We start from the raw sequence: 15,294 nt of genomic DNA on the forward strand, positions 1-15,294 counted from the left end.
GTTAAACCTCGTCTACGGAATGGCCTTTCAACGCGCGACGAACCGACTGGTCCATGCGGCGAGCGGCAAATTCCTGGGTTTGTTTATCTACGTTTTTAATGGCTTGTTCTATGGCGTCAACATCATCGCCTTGTGCGACCGCGCTTAAATGTGCGGCGGCATCATCAATGCATTGACGTTCTGCGGCGCTTAACAGCGCGGCGTCGGCAGTTAGCGCGCCGGTCAAACTTTCCAGCACGCGCGCGGCTTCGACTTTTTGCTCCGCCAGCATACGCGCTTTCACGTCCTGCTCGGCAAAACTCATGGAATCCTTGATCATCGAGGCGATTTCGCTATCGGTCAGGCCATAGGAAGGTTTGACCTGAATGGAGGCCTCGACGCCAGTGGATTTTTCCATTGCGGTGACGCTCAACAGGCCATCAGCGTCTACCTGGAAGGTCACGCGAATATGCGCCCCGCCCGCCGGCAGCGGCGGAATCCCGCGCAGCGCAAAGCGCGCCAGCGAGCGGCAGTCCTGCACCAGTTCGCGTTCGCCCTGCATCACATGGATAGACATCGCGGTCTGGCCGTCTTTGAAGGTGGTGAAATCCTGCGCGCGCGCCACCGGGATAGTGGTGTTGCGCGGAATGACTTTTTCCACCAGGCCGCCCATCGTTTCCAGCCCAAGAGAGAGTGGAATCACGTCCAGCAGCAGCATTTCGCTGTCCGGCTTGTTGCCGACCAGAATATCGGCCTGAATCGCTGCGCCAATAGCGACCACTTTATCCGGGTCGATAGCGGTTAACGGCGTGCGGCCAAAAAATTCGCCCACCCGCTCACGCACCAGCGGTACACGGGTCGAACCGCCGACCATGACCACTTCCAGAACGTCCTGGGGATCAACGCCGGCATCTTTCAATGCGCGACGGCAGGCCAATAGCGTGCGCTTAACCAGCGAGGAAATGAGATCGTTAAACTGCTCGCGAGTGATCTCCCCCTGCCAGCCCGCAACGTTAACGCGAACGGTATCGGCATCGCTTAAGGCGATTTTCGCCGCAATCGCGGCATCCAGCAGTTCGCGCTGAACGCGATTGTCGCTACGATCGGCAATTCCCGCCTGCTCGCGAATATAGTCCGCCAGCAGATGGTCAAAGTCGTCGCCGCCGAGCGCAGAATCACCGCCCGTCGCCAGCACTTCAAACACCCCGCGGCTCAGGCGTAAAATAGAGATATCGAAGGTACCGCCGCCGAGATCGTAAACAGCAATAACGCCTTCTTTGCCTGAGTCCAGACCGTAGGCAATCGCCGCTGCCGTCGGTTCGTTGAGCAGGCGCAGTACATGCAGGCCCGCCAGCCGCGCGGCGTCTTTCGTCCCCTGACGTTGGGCATCATCGAAATAGGCGGGAACGGTAATCACCACGCCATCCAGCTCGCCGGAGAGCGATTCGCTAGCCCGCGCGGCCAGCGCTTTGAGAATATCAGCCGATACGCGTACCGGATTGAGCAATCCAGCCGCCGTGTCAATCATCGGCAGCCCATTAACGCTTGCCTTAAACCGGTAAGGCAGATGCGGATAGCGCGCCTGGATATCCGCCAGCGAGCGTCCCATCATGCGTTTCACAGAGCTGATAGTGTTGGCCGTATCCTGCGCGGCATTGTCACGCGCAGCGTAACCGACCGTATGGCCCTGCTGCTGATAGTGAACCACTGAAGGCAACAGGTGGCGCCCTTCGTGGTCAGGCAGAGTTTCCGCCTGGCCGCTGCGAACCGTCGCAACCAGAGAGTTGGTAGTGCCTAAGTCGATGCCCGCCGCCAGACGACGCTGATGCGGCGCAGCGCTCAGACCAGGCTCACTAATTTGTAATAAGGCCATGTTAGATTCCAGTTAAAAATCGAGCAGCTTTTCTTCGAGTTGTTCTGCGCTGCTTCGCAGTTTATCGAGAAACCGCAGTTTGCGCACCGTATCCGCCGCCGCGTCCCACGCGGCGTTGTCCAACTGTTCCACCATTTGCTGAAGGCGAGCATCAAACATCTTTTGTACGCGTTTGATGAAGCTTTCCAGCCGCACGTCGTCTTTTGATTGCTCGATATCGTCCAGCTCTTCGCGAAGCGTGAGTTGTTCCATCAGAAACGCGGTGTCGCGTACCGTATGTTGCTCACTGGCCAGATCGAACCCGTGTAAGGAAAGCAGATACTCCGCGCGCGTCAAAGGGTGACGCAGCGTTTGCCAGGCCTGGTTGATCGTGGCGGATTGCTGGACGGCGGCAAGCTGCTGCGCCTGGGTGCCGTTGGCAAATTTGTCAGGGTGATACTGGCGTTGCAGATCCTGAAAACGAAGGCTCAGCGCCTGGGTGTCAATCTGATAGCGGGCTGGTAAGCCAAAGAGGGTGAAGTAATCCATAACATTCTCAGGGATAGCCTGTCAGAACAAACCCCACACGCAGGCGACCACGGTGGGGTTATACCTTCTTACTTCGCGCCGCAGATGCGTTGTCTGCGCGGGTTCCCCCAGTCATTTACTCAAGTAAGCGCCTGGGGATTCACTCGCTTGCCGCTTTTCTGCAGCACGAATGCTCGGTATAACAGCGGAACACGGTTACACGTGGAAGCTTTCGCCGCAACCACACTCATCTTTCACATTCGGGTTGGAGAATTTAAACCCTTCGTTCAGACCTTCTTTTACGAAGTCCAGCTGTGTACCGTCCAGAAATTGCAGGCTCTTGCCGTCAACCACTACCTTAACGCCTTTGTCTTCAAACACGGTGTCTTCCGCCGTTGGCTCGTCAACAAATTCCAGTACATAAGCCATACCTGAGCAGCCGGAGGTTCTCACGCCCAGACGCAGACCAAACCCTTTACCACGGTTGGCCAGGAAGGTATTAACTCGCGCTGCTGCACTGTCGCTAAGTGTAATCGACATAACAAAACCTCAATGTTAACGTTCTATTTTATTTCGCTTCGCGTTTGCTTTTGTAATCCGCAATAGCGGCTTTAATCGCGTCTTCCGCCAGAATAGAGCAGTGAATTTTCACCGGCGGCAGCTCCAGTTCGTCTGCAATGTCGGTGTTTTTAATCGCCTGCGCTTCGTCCAGGGATTTCCCTTTCACCCACTCCGTTACCAGAGAACTGGAGGCGATAGCGGAACCGCAGCCGTAAGTCTTGAAGCGCGCGTCTTCAATGATACCTTCATCGTTAACTTTAATCTGCAACTTCATGACGTCGCCGCAGGCCGGCGCGCCAACCATGCCGCTTCCCACGTTATCGTCGTTGTTGTCAAACGACCCTACGTTACGCGGGTTCTCATAGTGATCGATTACTTTTTCGCTGTAAGCCATTATAAATTCTCCTGATTCCGATACCGATTAATGATGTGCCCATTCGATGCTGTTCAGATCCACACCCTGCTTGTACATTTCCCACAGTGGAGAAAGGTCACGCAGACGGCCAATGGATTTACGAACCAGATCAATGGTGTAGTCGATCTCTTCTTCAGTGGTAAAACGACCTAAAGAGAAACGGATAGAGCTATGCGCCAGCTCGTCATTCATGCCCAACGCGCGCAGCACGTAGGACGGTTCCAGACTGGCGGAGGTGCAGGCGGAACCGGAAGAGACCGCCAGGTCTTTCAGCGCCATGATCAGCGACTCGCCTTCAACGTAGTTAAAGCTCACGTTGAGAATGTTTGGCGCGCCCTGCTCAAGGTCGCCGTTCAGGTAAACTTCTTCAATATCTTTGATGCCGTTCCACAGACGGTTACGCAGACCGCGCAGACGGGCCATTTCGGTCTCCATCTCTTCTTTCGCGATACGGTAAGCTTCGCCCATGCCGACGATCTGGTGGACAGGCAGAGTACCAGAGCGCATACCGCGTTCGTGCCCGCCGCCATGCATCTGCGCTTCAATGCGAATACGCGGCTTACGACGCACATACAGCGCGCCAATGCCTTTCGGACCATAAATTTTATGACCGGAGAAGGACATCAGATCCACTTTCAGTTGGCTCAGGTCGATAGGCAGTTTGCCCACGCTCTGGGTGGCGTCAACGTGGTAGATGATACCGCGCGCGCGGCACATTTCGCCGATGGTCGCGATATCCTGCACCACGCCGATTTCGTTGTTCACGTGCATGATGGAAACCAGAATGGTGTCGTCACGCATCGCTGCTTCGAGCTCGTTGAGATCGATGATGCCGTTGCGCTGCGGCGCCAGGTAGGTCACTTCAAACCCTTCGCGCTCAAGCTGACGGCAGGTGTCCAGCACTGCTTTGTGCTCGGTCTTGCTGGTGATGATGTGCTTGCCTTTTTTCTGATAAAAGTTGGCAGCGCCTTTGATCGCCAGGTTATCGGACTCCGTCGCCCCTGAGGTAAAGACGATTTCACGCGGGTCAGCGCCGACCAGTTCAGCAATCTGGTTACGGGCGATATCTACCGCCTCTTCAGCCTGCCAGCCGAAACGGTGTGAACGAGACGCCGGGTTCCCAAAGGTTCCGTCCAGGGTCAGAAACTGCATCATTTTCTCGGCAACACGCGGGTCCACCGGCGTGGTTGCGGAGTAGTCGAGATAAATCGGTAATTTCATTGCTCTTAAACTCCGTACATCACTCAATGCAAGGAATCAGGCAACCGGCTGGATGTACGACCGTGTTGACGGGACGTCCGCGTCCCGGCCTGATTCTGAATTCTTTTTTACGCTTCATCCTTCAGACGACCGCGGCATTCACCGCATGATGCCGCCAGAAGAGATGGCGTAATATTTTAATTAAGCACGTAATTTAACGTCGATAGCGTCCTGCGCACGACCACTGGCGCGCGGCGCGTCATGCGTGTGCTGGCGACCAGACACATCCAGAACTTCCTGGTTATTCACCAGCTCGCCTAAGGTAATATTGTTGAGAAAACCGGTCAGGCGATCGCTTAAATCACGCCACAGCGCATGGGTCAGGCATTTATCGCCGCCCTGGCAGCCGCCTTTCCCCTGGCAACGGGTCGCGTCAACGGATTCATCAACCGCGCTGATCACTTCGCCGACCGCGATACTGCCAGCATCTTTACCCAACAGATAACCGCCGCCTGGCCCGCGTACGCTGGAAACCAGACCGTTTTTACGTAAACGGGAAAATAGCTGTTCCAGATAAGAAAGGGAAATCCCCTGACGCTCAGAAATATCAGCCAACGGTACCGGGCCCGCTTCGGAGTTGAGCGCAACGTCTAACATTGCGGTCACGGCATAACGCCCTTTAGATGTCAGTCTCATGTCTTACTTAACCTCAAACTCGCCCCTGCCCGGGGTTTTTTATTGTAAAATGGGGGTATTGCATAGCAGGGACAAGTCTGACATTCCCGAGTAATTTGGTCAACTATTTACTTGAGTAAATTAGTCAGGTATTTAGCGTTCCGTGCGGTATTGACGCGGTTACTTGCCTTTATTCTGCTGCTCAATAGACGCCAGAATCCCACGCAGAATATTCAACTCCTGGCTTTCCGGGCGGGCGCGGGTAAACAGACGGCGCAATTTATTCATCACCTGCCCCGGATGGTTTTCGCGAATAAAGCCAGTGGAGAGCAACGTCTGCTCCAGATGGCCGTAGAAACGTTCAAGATCGTCCACCAGCGGATACGGCGTCTCTTCATAATCTGCCGCGTCGCCGTTTTCCTGCGTCGCCAGCCAGGCCATACGGACTTCATACGCGATGACCTGTACCGCCATCGCCAGATTCAACGAGCTGTACTCCGGGTTAGCGGCAATCGCGACGTGATAATGGCATTTTTGCAACTCATCGTTAGTCAGCCCGACACGCTCACGACCAAAAACCAGCGCAACCGGCGTATTTGCCGCTTCCGCCACGCTTTTTAAGCCGCACTCGCGCGGATCAAGCATCGGCCACGGCAGAGTGCGGGAGCGAGCGCTGGTGCCGACCACCAGGCTACAGCCAGCCAACGCTTCATCCAGCGTATCAACGATCTGCGCATTACCGATCACATCGCTGGCGCCTGCCGCCAGAGCGATGGCCTGGGAGTCCGGTTTCACCAACGGGTTTACCAGCCACAGGTTAGTTAAGCCCATGGTTTTCATAGCGCGAGCCACAGAGCCCATATTGCCGGTGTGGGAGGTTTCCACCAGCACAATTCGAATGTTTTGCAGCATTGTCTTTCTTCAGCTAAAGATTATTCTGACATCTTACCATAAAACCAAGACAGATTCCGATCTCGCTGCTATACTCTGCGCCGTTTTCCCGTTCTTTAACATCCAGTGAGAGAGACCGATGCATCCGATGCTGACCATCGCCGTGCGCGCAGCGCGCAAGGCGGGTAATGTAATTGCCAAAAACTATGAAACTCCGGACGCTGTAGAAGCGAGCCAAAAAGGCAGTAACGATTTTGTGACCAATGTGGATAAGGCCGCTGAAGCGGTAATTATCGACACCATTCGCAAATCTTACCCGCAACACACTATTATCACCGAAGAAAGCGGTGAGCACGTTGGCACAGATCAGGATGTTCAATGGGTTATCGATCCGCTGGATGGCACCACCAACTTCATCAAACGTCTGCCACACTTCTCTGTTTCCATTGCTGTACGCATTAAAGGCCGTACTGAAGTGGCTGTCGTTTACGATCCGATGCGTAACGAACTGTTCACCGCCACCCGCGGTCAGGGCGCGCAACTGAACGGCTACCGTCTGCGCGGCAGTACCGCGCGCGATCTGGACGGCACTATTCTCGCTACCGGCTTCCCGTTCAAAGCCAAACAATACGCGACCACCTACATTAATATTATCGGCAAGCTGTTCACCGAATGCGCCGATTTCCGCCGCACCGGTTCCGCCGCGCTGGATCTGGCCTATGTGGCTGCAGGTCGTGTCGATGGTTTCTTTGAAATTGGCCTTCGTCCGTGGGATTTCGCCGCGGGCGAACTGCTGGTTCGTGAAGCGGGCGGTATCGTCAGCGATTTCACCGGCGGTCATAACTACATGATGACCGGTAATATCGTGGCGGGGAATCCGCGCGTCGTTAAAGCCATGCTGGCGAATATGCGCGACGAACTGAGCGATGCGCTGAAGCGCTAAGTCTCTTCGGCGGATGGGGCCACTCATCCGCCGTGCCTTTTCAGGCGTTTTTCCTAAACACAGCCTCATCGCTTTACTTGCCTGCATGTTTTTGTACGATCGCTCCCTGCTCCGCTATTGGCATAAAGCGGCAAGGAAGCGAACATGACCCTTCAACATACCCGACGCATCGTCAAATCCCTTTTTATTCTGTTTATCATTGTGGTCTGTATTTATCTGCTACCCCGCGTAGCGATCAATGCCTTTTATTACCCGGACAATAAAGTCTATGGGCCAACCCCTGCCGAAGCTGAATCCATTACCTTTACCGCCAAAGATGGCACGCATCTGCACGGCTGGTTTATTCCCACTGCTTTCGGCAGGCCGGAAAACGCCGTCGCGACGGTGATTCATGTCCATGGCAACGCCGGAAATATGTCGGCGCACTGGCCGTTAGTCAGTTGGCTGCCAGAACGCAACGTAAACCTGTTTATGTTTGATTACCGTGGTTTTGGCGAATCTGAGGGCACCCCATCACAAGAGGGGCTACTGGACGATACGAAAAGCGCGATAGATTATGTGCGGCATCGCGCCGACGTTAACCCCGAGCGCCTGGTACTGCTGGGACAGAGCCTGGGCGGCAATAATGTACTGGCCGCCGTAGGCCACTGCGTAGGCTGCGCAAATATGCGCTACGCCGACCAGGCGGGCATACGTGCGATTATCCTCGACTCAACGTTTTTATCCTATTCCTCCATCGCCAACCAGATGATCCCGGGCAGCGGCTATTTGCTTGATGACCGCTATAGCGCGGATCGCAATATCGCCAGCGTCAGCCCCATTCCGGTATTGATTCTTCATGGCACGGCAGACCATGTTATTCCCTGGCAGGACAGTGAGAAATTGTATGCCCTCGCCCGGGAGCCCAAACAAAAAATCTTCATTCCTGACGGCGATCACATTGATGCTTTTTCCGGACGTTATGCAAACCTTTACCGTGATGCAATGATTAAATTTATTCAGACCGCGCTATCCGCTAAATAGCGCGACGCTGTATATATGCATATTTTATGATTAAGAATATATTTATTATACCGATAGTAAAAACCATTTTTTCCCGTTAGCGAAGGCGGTGGATTAGCGCTAGCGTAACAGTAATATTCAACTGATTTTTATAACAATTTATTTTCATTTGTTTTTCCTGAATATTACTGTGGAGTATGTGATGGCTATCAAAATTACGCCTGACGAGTTTAGTTTGCTTATCCAGCGATTAAACAAAAAATGGCGCGTGTTTGCCCCGTCCGCAGAGTTTCGCGGCGGACGTTTTTCCGACACTGACAACATTATTTATCAACGAATTAGCGGCTGGCGCGATCTCATCTGGCACGAGAAATCGCACATGTCGCCGAATACCATTATCGCCCCTATCACCGAAACGCTCTTTTATTTCGATAAAGACACCATTCAAATTGCCGAGACAGACACCTCCCCGATAATCATCTTTGCCCGCGCCTGCGACATTAACGCCATGTCGCGGCTGGATTATATGTATTTATCAAATGGGAATAATTCCGATTACAGTTATCAACTGCTACGGGAGCATATTCGTTTCGTCCTTATTGAGTGTGAAGAAAGCTTCGAAAATTGTTTCTGCGTCTCAATGGGTACCAATAAAACTGACTGTTATAGCGCCGCCATGCGTTTTAGCGATGAGGGCGCGCTTGTCAGCATCCGCGATCCCTTTATCGAGGCGGCGATACAAGGGCTGGGGCAGGAGGCTGACTATACCCCCTCTTTCGTCAGCGAAAACCGGGAAACCGTCGTCACGCCGGACAGCGTTTGCCGCGATCCGCAAAAAATTCGCGACATTCTCACCCGCCACCCGCTATGGGACGCCTACGACAGCCGCTGCATCAGTTGTGGCCGCTGCACTACCGGGTGCCCAACCTGTACCTGCTATAGCGTCTTTGACGTCGCCTATGATGAAAATCCGCAGCGCGGCGAACGCCGTCGCCAGTGGGCAAGCTGCATGGTGCCGGGCTTTAGCGACATGGCCGGCGGTCATGGTTTTCGCGAAAAACCCGGCGAGCGTCTGCGCTACCGCGCCCTGCATAAGGTCAATGACTACAAAGCGCGCAACGGCATTGAACATATGTGCGTCGGCTGCGGCCGCTGCGACGATCGCTGCCCGCAATACATCAAATTTTCTTTGATTATCAACAAAATGACCGCTGCCGTTCGGCAGGCGCTGGCAGAGGAGGCATAACGCATGTCACATTGTTCCTGTCATGATAAACCGCAGCACAGTTTGCTGCCTGCGGCGTACCGCATCCTCAGTATTACTCGCCACACGCCGCTGGAGTGGAATTTCCGCGTGGCCGTCGATTTTCCCGCGCACTGGGGGCAATTTGTTGAGGTGTCGCTGCCGCGCGTCGGCGAAGCGCCCATCTCCGTTTCCGACTATGGCGACGGCTGGATAGATCTGCTGATTCGTAATGTCGGAAAAGTGACCAGCGCCCTCTTTACGCTGAAAGAAGGCGACAACGTATGGCTACGCGGCTGCTATGGCAATGGCTATCCGGTCGATACGCTGCGCCATAAACCCTTACTGGTTGTCGCAGGCGGCACGGGCGTCGCGCCGGTGAAAGGCTTAATGCGCTATTTCGTTGAGAATCCCCAGGAAATTGGTCAGCTGGATATGATTCTCGGCTATAAAAATCGCGATTGCGTGCTGTACAAAGAAGAAATGGCGACGTGGCGCGGCAAACATAATCTGGTGCTCACGCTGGATGAAGGCGAGGCTGATGACCGTTACCAGATTGGCCGGGTGACCGATCGGCTTGCCGACATGACGCTTAGCGATATCGACACTATGCAGGCCATCGTCGTTGGGCCGCCAATAATGATTACCTTTACCGTAAAAATGCTGCTGCAAAAAGGGCTCAAGCCGGAGCAAATCTGGGTGGACTACGAACGCCGGATGGCCTGCTCCGTCGGGAAGTGCGGCCACTGCCGTATGGGCGAAGTGTATGTCTGCACCGACGGCCCGATATTTAACTACGCCGTCGCGCAACGTTTTGCCGATTAAGGAGAACATCATGAGCATTGATATTGATATCATTAAAGCCCGTGCGAAAAACGAATATCGCCTGTCAAAAGTGCGCGGCGAAGCCATGATCAGCGTCCGCATTCCCGGCGGTATTTTGCCCGCGCATTTGCTAACGGTGGCGCGTGACATCGCCGAAACCTGGGGCAACGGACAAATTCACCTCACTACCCGCCAGAAGCTGGCGATGCCGGGTATCCGTTACGAAGATATCGACAACGTGAACGCCGCGCTGGAGCCGTTTCTTCGCGAGATTGAAATAGAACTGTGCGACGTCCAGGTTGAGGATACCAAAGCGGGCTATCTCGCTATTGGCGGGCGAAATATTGTCGCCTGTCAGGGGAACCGCATTTGCCAGAAAGCCAACACTGACACGACCGGTCTGTCCCGCCGTCTTGAAAAACTGGTCTATCCCAGCCCTTATCATCTCAAAACGGTCATCGTTGGCTGCCCGAATGATTGCGCGAAGGCGTCAATGGCCGATCTGGGAATTATTGGCGTGGCGAAAATGCGCTTCACTGCCGATCGCTGTATCGGTTGCGGCGCCTGCGTGAAGGCCTGTAGTCACCACGCGGTAGGCTGCCTGGCGCTGAAGAACGGCAAAGCGGTCAAAGAAGAGTCCGCCTGTATCGGCTGCGGCGAGTGCGTGCTGGCCTGTCCGACGCTGGCCTGGCAACGTAAGCCGGATCAGCTCTGGCAAGTCCGTCTGGGCGGACGCACCAGTAAAAAGACGCCGCGCGTCGGCAAGCTCTTCCTCAACTGGGTGACTGAAGATGTGATAAAGCAGGTGATCGTTAACCTGTATGAATTTGAAAAAGAGATGCTCGGCGGAAAACCGATCTATCTCCATATGGGCCATCTGATCGACAAAGGCGGCTACCTGCGTTTTAAAGAACGGGTACTGCGCGGCGTTCAGCTCAATCCGGAAGCGATGGTCGCCGAACGCATTTACTGGGCCGAAGACGAATCCGTCGCGCGGATGCATCTCAAACCCGCCGGGCACTAATCAACCACGCCATGGCCGCAGCCCGCCCACAGGCTGCGGCACGCTAAACCACATGACCAGCGCCGCAACAAGCAGTATGACCCCTCCGGCCAGCGCCAGCGTTGACCAGCCTACCTGCCGCCATAACGCCGGCGCTTTGTTTCCACTGAGTTTCACCGCCAGAGCACGAAAAGTGTGTACCAGCAGCGCCAGCGCGGTAATCGTCAGCGAGGTTCCCGCCGCCATCGCCAGTACCGACGCCATTCCCCAGCTAAAAACGCCAATCACTTTACTGAATAACAGCACCATTATCGCGCCGGAACAGGGCCGCATCCCCATAGACAGTACGATCATGAGTCGCGCGCGCCAGTCATCGCCGCTATGCAATTGTTCCTGCGTCGGTAAATGCTGATGTCCGCAGCCGCATTTTTCATGGTGAACATGGCGCGGCGTAAAAGCGATAAAGGCAGGTTTACGTAGCAGCGCGCGTAACCTTTTTATGGCCCGCCAGCACAGCAAGATGCCCAGCCCGCCAACTAACGCATAGCTCCCCTTTTCCAGCCAGAAACCGCTCAGATGGAGCTGCCTGGCCGGAAGTTGCAATACGGTCAGCACGCCCACCACCAACCCGATAGCCACGAACCCCTGTAATAACGCGGCGGCGAGGGTTAACACGATACTCGATTTCAACTTCGAAGGATGCGTCGCCAGCCATGTCGCGATCACCACTTTGCCGTGTCCCGGCCCCAGCGCATGAAGCACGCCATACATAAAACTCAGCAGAAGCAACGATCCGCCCGCCCGCTCAGGATGCGTCGCCACCGCGTTAAGCAGCGCGCTCAACTGCTGATTCACGTCCCGCTGCCAAAGAGCGCTTTTCAACATCACCTGCGGCCAGGCCTGCCACATCCACAGACCGCCAACCAGCATCAGCAGCAGGAATAACGCCAATGGCCACAGCGAGAGCCAGCGCCGCCCCGGAGTGCGTTGAGAAAAAATTACTGACATTGCAAGGTCACCGTTTGGGCAAACTGTTTACCTAAATCCATATCCTCCGGCGGCGCGTCCTCTTTATCCAGCGACTGGGCGAAACGTAGCGTCTCTTCGCCGGGCGCAGGAGTATAAACCTGAATCCGACACTTTTCGCGCAGCGGTTCCGGCATCGTGATATCGCTGTCCTGGTCATAATGCATATCGACATAATAAGAGGGATCAAACGTTGAAAAGGTATAAGTCTGTCCGCTTAACGGCTGCGGTTCAGCCAGCGGTAGCGTAAAGGTCAATACCGCCTGATGCGCGTCACGCGTCATACCGTATTCTGTCGGCCTGTTTTTAAACTTCACTTTCGCGCCATTGCGCCACACTTCTGTAAAGTAGTGCTGCCCAAGTACGTTAGCCATCACTTCCGCCGCCAACTTTTTCCATATTTCTGACCCCGGTGCCGCGTTTCCGGCGTCATACAGCAGATCTGCGGACGTCAGCGCGTCCATTGTCCAGCGCATTTTTAACGCCACAAATTGCTCATTTTCACTGACCACCTGCGTTTGCAGACGGATGAAGCTGTGCGGATGCGCCGCCGCCACGAAAGATAAAACGGCAAGAAATAGTGTTAAGGCGCTGCGTTTCACTGGCTTCATCTGTTCCTCGCGATAAAAATTCTGTGACGTTCCTCAGCATTCCTGGCCTAAAAGCACGCTTATCACATTTTTCACACGCAAACTTTAGCTATCCTTACCAGACAAACTAACGGGAGACCTGACAGATGATGCCGACAATTGCCCCACCATCTGTACTTTCCGCTCCCCAGCGCCGCTGTCAGGTATTGCTGACGCTTTTCCAGCCGGAGCCAATTGCCACGGTGGAAATCTTCAGCGCGCTTAATGGCGTTGATGATGATACTGCCCGTGAGGATATCACTGAGACAAGCCTGGAGATCCAGCGCTATCATCGCCTTGCCATCACAACATGCCAGAACGGTTGCTATCGGATCGAAGGTACAGCACTCGATCAGCGCCTTTGCCTTTTACACTGGCTCAGGCGCGGCCTGCGTTTATGCCCGACCTTCGTCACGCAACAGTTTACCCCGGCCTTAAAAAACGCGCTAAAGCAGCGCGGTATCGCGCGTCCGCTGTATGACGATATTAATCTGCACGCGCTCATCAATCTGTGCGCCCGCCGGTTGCAAAAACCATTTGAACATCGCGACGTGCAGTTCCTGCGTCTCTTTTTACAGTATTGTCTGCTACAACACCATGCCGGCATCACCCCGGAGTTCAACCCTGTACAGCAGATTTGGGCGCAGTCGTGCGCGGAATATCCACTCGCCCAGGAAATTGGTCGTCACTGGCAGCGCCACGTGATGCAGGCCGCACCGCTCAATGAAGCGCTGTTTATGGCGTTACTGTTTTCAATGATTCGCCTCCCCGACCCGATTCGCGACACGCATCAACGGGCGCAGCAACTGCGACTGGAGGTGGCGCGGCTGGTGCTGCGCTTTCGAGAAAAAGGGAACGTACGCTTCAGCGACGAACAAGGGCTTAACGATCAGCTCTATGTCCATCTCGCCCAGGCGCTGAACCGAAGTTTATTCACGATTGGCATCGATAATACGCTTCCGGAAGAGTTCAACCGTCTTTATCCGCGTCTGGTTCGCACCACACGTGAGGCGCTCGCCGGGTTTGAAGCCGAATATGGTATCCACTTTTCCGAGGAAGAGACGGGGCTGGTGGCAGTGATTTTCGGCGCCTGGCTGATGCAGGATAACGATTTGCATGAGAGGCAGATCGTATTGTTAGCGGATAAAAATGATGCGCTGGAGACGCATATTGAGCAGCAACTGCGTGAACTGACCCTATTGCCGCTGAATATCAGACGGATATCGCTCCAGGCGTTTCAAAAAGAGGGATGCCCGCGCGGCGTAGCGCTGATTGTTACCCCTTACGCCACGCCGCTACCGCTCTTCTCACCGCCATTAATTCATGCGGATCGCACCCTCACAGAGCACCAACAGCAGCAGATCCGCAAGATCCTGGAATCATGACGCGGCAACCACTTTGGGCCGAAGGAAGATAGCGGGCAATGCCACCAGCGCCATAATCCAGAATACGCCGCCGCCCAGATGTTGATACAGAAAACCGGCAAATACCGTCATAATCGCGATACTGCCGCCCATCGCCACAGCGGAATAGACGGCCTGCAAACGAATCACCTCGCTTCCCTGACGCGCAGCGATATAGCGCATGGCGGCCAGATGGCAAACGGTAAACGTGCCACAGTGCAGGATTTGTATCACAATCAGCCACGGCAACGCCGTACTCCAGCCCATCAGTCCCCAGCGTACCACGCCGCACACAGCGGAAAGCAACAGCAAGTCGCGGGCGCTAAACCGGCGAAATAGCTTTTTACTCAGGGCGAAAATGATCACTTCCGCCACCACGCCCAACGACCATAAATAGCCGACCGCCGATGCTGAATAGCCAGCCCCCTGCCAGTAGATGGCGCTAAAACCGTAGTAGGCGGCGTGCGCCCCTTGCAGCAAACAGACGCAGGCGAGAAAACGCCAACTTTGTGCCACCAGCGTACGCCAGGCGGGCCAGCCTGCGCTCTCCTGCTGACGGCTTTCCCCTTGCGGCGGCACGCTGGGACGTAACAACATACCCAGCAACATCGAGGCGACGCCGAGCGTCAGTAGCGCCAGAATCGCCTGGTAATCGTATAAACTCACCAGCTTACCGGTCAGCGCCGACCCTATCACGAAGGCGATGGACCCCCACAGCCGCACCCGACCATAGTCCAGGGTAATTTGCTTTTGCCAGGTATTGGCCAGCGCATCGGTCAGCGGCACCAGTGGTGAAAAGAAGAGGTTAAACCCAACCATCACCACCATTAGCCACGCGACATGCGTTCCTGCCCAAAATGCCAGCGCAAATACCAGCGTCAGCAATGCCAGTACGCGCAGCGCGGAGATCAACCGCGAAGGATCGCTTACGCGAGGCGCAATGAGCAGACTACCGAGAAAACGCGCGACCAGACCCACGCCCAGAAGAAGACCGATGGTTTCCGGCGTTAGCCCAAGACCTTTGAGCCAGACGCTCCAGAAGGGCAGAAAAATACCGTAACTAAAGAAGTAGGTGAAATAACTGAGCGCCAGCCAGCGCGTGGAATGCAATGCCATGAT

16 protein-coding genes are annotated in these 15,294 nt (G+C 54.9%); 6 read left to right on the plus strand and 10 right to left on the minus strand.

All coding sequences use genetic code 11. The features are described 5' to 3' along the window. Window position 1: 1 nt before the first annotated feature. The 7 genes from hscA to trmJ form a co-directional block, all read right to left on the minus strand. On the minus strand, window positions 2-1,852 hold the full coding sequence (gene hscA / locus NA986_RS16330) for a Fe-S protein assembly chaperone HscA (protein WP_001196655.1): 1,851 nt from the start codon (window positions 1,850-1,852) through the stop codon (window positions 2-4). A gap of 12 nt (window positions 1,853-1,864) precedes the next feature. Further along, entirely contained in the window at window positions 1,865-2,380 is a 516-nt protein-coding gene (hscB, locus tag NA986_RS16335; RefSeq protein WP_000384398.1) for a co-chaperone HscB, read from the minus strand. 195 nt (window positions 2,381-2,575) lie between these two features. Next, window positions 2,576-2,899 carry an iron-sulfur cluster assembly protein IscA gene (gene iscA, locus NA986_RS16340; RefSeq protein ID WP_000028952.1) on the minus strand — a complete coding sequence of 108 codons (324 nt, stop codon included), beginning with the start codon at window positions 2,897-2,899 and terminating at the stop codon, window positions 2,576-2,578. A 28-nt stretch (window positions 2,900-2,927) separates the two neighbouring features. Next, the gene (gene iscU, locus NA986_RS16345) at window positions 2,928-3,314 is read right to left on the minus strand and encodes a Fe-S cluster assembly scaffold IscU (protein ID WP_000331704.1); all 387 of its coding nucleotides are present in this window, start codon (window positions 3,312-3,314) and stop codon (window positions 2,928-2,930) included. Between the two features lie 27 nt (window positions 3,315-3,341). Then, window positions 3,342-4,556, minus strand: a complete 1,215-nt coding sequence (gene iscS, locus NA986_RS16350; RefSeq protein WP_000775263.1) for a cysteine desulfurase — start codon at window positions 4,554-4,556, stop codon at window positions 3,342-3,344. Between the two features lie 180 nt (window positions 4,557-4,736). Beyond that, window positions 4,737-5,231, minus strand: coding sequence for a Fe-S cluster assembly transcriptional regulator IscR (gene iscR, locus NA986_RS16355; RefSeq protein ID WP_001241346.1), 495 nt, complete (start codon window positions 5,229-5,231; stop codon window positions 4,737-4,739). A 159-nt stretch (window positions 5,232-5,390) separates the two neighbouring features. Continuing rightward, window positions 5,391-6,122 carry a tRNA (cytosine(32)/uridine(32)-2'-O)-methyltransferase TrmJ gene (gene trmJ / locus NA986_RS16360; RefSeq protein WP_000940034.1) on the minus strand — a complete coding sequence of 244 codons (732 nt, stop codon included), beginning with the start codon at window positions 6,120-6,122 and terminating at the stop codon, window positions 5,391-5,393. 118 nt (window positions 6,123-6,240) lie between these two features. Between trmJ and suhB the strand changes: the two genes are divergently transcribed. The 5 genes from suhB to asrC all read left to right on the plus strand — a co-directional run bounded on the left by suhB (window position 6,241) and on the right by asrC (window position 11,138). Continuing rightward, window positions 6,241-7,044: an inositol-1-monophosphatase gene (gene suhB, locus NA986_RS16365; RefSeq protein ID WP_000553473.1), complete on the plus strand. Its 804-nt coding sequence runs from the start codon at window positions 6,241-6,243 to the stop codon at window positions 7,042-7,044. Window positions 7,045-7,188: 144 nt separating this feature from the next. Further along, the gene (locus tag NA986_RS16370) at window positions 7,189-8,067 is read left to right on the plus strand and encodes an alpha/beta hydrolase (protein ID WP_000174944.1); all 879 of its coding nucleotides are present in this window, start codon (window positions 7,189-7,191) and stop codon (window positions 8,065-8,067) included. Window positions 8,068-8,248: 181 nt separating this feature from the next. Then, entirely contained in the window at window positions 8,249-9,292 is a 1,044-nt protein-coding gene (asrA, locus tag NA986_RS16375) for an anaerobic sulfite reductase subunit AsrA (protein ID WP_000985209.1), read from the plus strand. 3 nt (window positions 9,293-9,295) lie between these two features. Continuing rightward, window positions 9,296-10,114, plus strand: coding sequence for an anaerobic sulfite reductase subunit AsrB (gene asrB / locus NA986_RS16380; protein WP_000017587.1), 819 nt, complete (start codon window positions 9,296-9,298; stop codon window positions 10,112-10,114). A 10-nt stretch (window positions 10,115-10,124) separates the two neighbouring features. After that, window positions 10,125-11,138: a sulfite reductase subunit C gene (gene asrC / locus NA986_RS16385; RefSeq protein ID WP_000020685.1), complete on the plus strand. Its 1,014-nt coding sequence runs from the start codon at window positions 10,125-10,127 to the stop codon at window positions 11,136-11,138. Here asrC and NA986_RS16390 read toward each other — a convergent pair whose 3' ends face one another. Together NA986_RS16390 and NA986_RS16395 are read right to left on the minus strand one after the other, a co-directional pair. After that, on the minus strand, window positions 11,139-12,125 hold the full coding sequence (locus NA986_RS16390; protein WP_070793974.1) for a nickel/cobalt transporter: 987 nt from the start codon (window positions 12,123-12,125) through the stop codon (window positions 11,139-11,141). Further along, entirely contained in the window at window positions 12,116-12,754 is a 639-nt protein-coding gene (locus NA986_RS16395; RefSeq protein ID WP_000805728.1) for a DUF1007 family protein, read from the minus strand. Before NA986_RS16395 ends, NA986_RS16390 begins: the two co-directional genes overlap by 10 nt. Before the next feature lie 125 nt (window positions 12,755-12,879). Between NA986_RS16395 and csiE the strand changes: the two genes are divergently transcribed. After that, on the plus strand, window positions 12,880-14,157 hold the full coding sequence (gene csiE, locus NA986_RS16400; protein ID WP_000982963.1) for a stationary phase inducible protein CsiE: 1,278 nt from the start codon (window positions 12,880-12,882) through the stop codon (window positions 14,155-14,157). Here the strand turns inward: csiE and NA986_RS16405 are convergent. Continuing rightward, entirely contained in the window at window positions 14,152-15,291 is a 1,140-nt protein-coding gene (locus NA986_RS16405; protein WP_001173729.1) for a 3-phenylpropionate MFS transporter, read from the minus strand. The genes csiE and NA986_RS16405 overlap by 6 nt on opposite strands. Window positions 15,292-15,294: the final 3 nt, after the last annotated feature.

Origin of the sequence: Salmonella sp. NW177, from assembly GCF_051811585.1 — a bacterium.
GTDB lineage: Bacteria > Pseudomonadota > Gammaproteobacteria > Enterobacterales > Enterobacteriaceae > Salmonella > Salmonella enterica.

Bases quoted from the DNA above. Each gene is read 5' to 3' on its own strand.
- NA986_RS16370 (WP_000174944.1), top strand. From the start codon at position 7,189: ATGACCCTTCAACATACCCGACGCATCGTCAAATCCCTTTTTATTCTG.
- iscR (WP_001241346.1), bottom strand. From the start codon at position 5,231: ATGAGACTGACATCTAAAGGGCGTTATGCCGTGACCGCAATGTTAGAC.
- iscA (WP_000028952.1), bottom strand. From the start codon at position 2,899: ATGTCGATTACACTTAGCGACAGTGCAGCAGCGCGAGTTAATACCTTC.
- asrC (WP_000020685.1), top strand. From the start codon at position 10,125: ATGAGCATTGATATTGATATCATTAAAGCCCGTGCGAAAAACGAATAT.
- hscA (WP_001196655.1), bottom strand. From the start codon at position 1,852: ATGGCCTTATTACAAATTAGTGAGCCTGGTCTGAGCGCTGCGCCGCAT.
- iscS (WP_000775263.1), bottom strand. From the start codon at position 4,556: ATGAAATTACCGATTTATCTCGACTACTCCGCAACCACGCCGGTGGAC.
- hscB (WP_000384398.1), bottom strand. From the start codon at position 2,380: ATGGATTACTTCACCCTCTTTGGCTTACCAGCCCGCTATCAGATTGAC.
- asrB (WP_000017587.1), top strand. From the start codon at position 9,296: ATGTCACATTGTTCCTGTCATGATAAACCGCAGCACAGTTTGCTGCCT.
- iscU (WP_000331704.1), bottom strand. From the start codon at position 3,314: ATGGCTTACAGCGAAAAAGTAATCGATCACTATGAGAACCCGCGTAAC.
- NA986_RS16395 (WP_000805728.1), bottom strand. From the start codon at position 12,754: ATGAAGCCAGTGAAACGCAGCGCCTTAACACTATTTCTTGCCGTTTTA.
- asrA (WP_000985209.1), top strand. From the start codon at position 8,249: ATGGCTATCAAAATTACGCCTGACGAGTTTAGTTTGCTTATCCAGCGA.
- NA986_RS16405 (WP_001173729.1), bottom strand. From the start codon at position 15,291: ATGGCATTGCATTCCACGCGCTGGCTGGCGCTCAGTTATTTCACCTAC.
- suhB (WP_000553473.1), top strand. From the start codon at position 6,241: ATGCATCCGATGCTGACCATCGCCGTGCGCGCAGCGCGCAAGGCGGGT.
- csiE (WP_000982963.1), top strand. From the start codon at position 12,880: ATGATGCCGACAATTGCCCCACCATCTGTACTTTCCGCTCCCCAGCGC.
- trmJ (WP_000940034.1), bottom strand. From the start codon at position 6,122: ATGCTGCAAAACATTCGAATTGTGCTGGTGGAAACCTCCCACACCGGC.
- NA986_RS16390 (WP_070793974.1), bottom strand. From the start codon at position 12,125: ATGTCAGTAATTTTTTCTCAACGCACTCCGGGGCGGCGCTGGCTCTCG.